The organism is Variovorax sp. 01T439_2 (assembly GCF_056398445.1).
The window spans coordinates 1-1585 of sequence record NZ_JBFTPJ010001160.1 but is presented as its reverse complement, the minus strand read 5'-3'; the positions used below and the strand labels follow the sequence as shown (position 1 = coordinate 1585).

1 protein-coding gene is annotated in these 1585 nt (G+C 67.3%); it reads left to right on the top strand.

All coding sequences use genetic code 11. The features are described from left to right. The coding region (locus tag AC1DOC_RS33045; RefSeq protein ID WP_478131494.1) for a type VI secretion system Vgr family protein at positions 1 to 1585 on the top strand (1585 nt) is incomplete at both ends.

Genomic DNA, 1585 nt, shown 5'->3' with positions numbered 1-1585 from the left:
ATCCTCGGCCGCGCCTTCGACGTGGTCATCCAGTTCCAGGACAAGGACGGCGGCATGCACGAGCGCCATTGCCAGGGCCACGCCGTGCGCTTCGAGCGCACCGGCCACGTGGGACGGCACTTCGAATACCGCATCGGCCTGCGCTCGTGGTTCTGGCTGCTCACCAAGCGCATCAACTCGCGCATCCTGCAGGAAAAGAAGGTGCTCGAAGTGCTCGACGCGGTCCTTGAAGACAGCCCGATCAGGCGCTTCAAGAAGACCAGGACCAGCAACGTCATCGGCACCCACAACCCGCGCCGCTACTGCGTGCAGCATCAGGAAAGCGACTACCAGTTCCTGTCGCGGCTGCTGGAAGACGAAGGCATCTACTACTGGTTCGACGCGCACGATGCGCCCGGCACCATGCACCTGTCGGACGCCAGCGACATCGCGCACGACAAGCTGCCCGTGGAGGGCACGCTGCGCCACATGGCCACCGACACCACCGAGGCGCGCCACAACGAGATCTCGCGCTGGGTGAGCGCACGCCAGTTCGACACCGGCACCTACGCCTCGCGCGACAGCGACTTCAAGGCCATCAAGAAGAAGCTCGAGGCCGCGGGCGGCCAGCCCGACAAGCACGAGCTGGCCGAATTCGAGGCCTTCGAGTTTGCCGGCGGCTACTTCACGGGTGCGGATGCGGACGACAAGGGCAAGCTGCGCGGCGAGGAGATCGTCGCGCGCCGCCAGCGCCACTGGGCGCTCACCACCTGGCCCGACGTGGCGGCGGGGCGCAGCTTCACCTTCGAGGGCGACCCCGACGGCACGCGCGATGGCGACTACGTGATCGCCGCCTGCATCTTCGCGGCGAGCCACCCCGGCTACGAGAGCATTCCCCATGCCACGCCGAGGATGCCCATCGAGCAGGCGCTGCGCGAGGCGCTCGACGACGACGCCGTCAATGCCCAGGCGCGGCCCGCACTCGAGGCGCTGATCGCCGACGCGCCCGCGCTGCGCACCGACCTGCAGGGCACCAGTGCCTTCCTGATCACCGCGATTCCCGTCGACGTGCCGTTCCGCCCGCCACGCCTCACGCCGCGCGTCGTCATGCCCGGGCCGCAATCGGCCATCGTGGTGGGGCCGGCCGGCGAAGAGATCCACGCCGACGACTTCGGCCGCGTGAAAGTGCACTTCCACTGGGACCGCTACGACAAGAGCGACGAGAAGTCCACCTGCTGGGTGCGCGTCTCGCAGCCCTGGGCGGGCAAGGGCTGGGGCGGGTACTTCATTCCGCGCATCGGGCAGGAGGTGATCGTCGACTTCATCAACGGCGACCCCGACCGGCCGATCATCGTGGGCCGCGTCTACAACGACGACCAGCCGATCCCCTTCGGCTCGCACACGCAGAGCGGCTTTCGCACGCGCTCAACGCCCAAGGGCAGCGCGTCCAACTGCAACGAGTTCCGCTTCGAGGACAAGAAGGGTTCGGAGCAGGTGTACCTGCACGCCGAAAAAAACCAGGACATCGAGGTCGAGAACGACGAGACCCATTGGGTGGGCCACGACCGCACCAAGACCATCGACCACGACGAGACCACGCACGTCA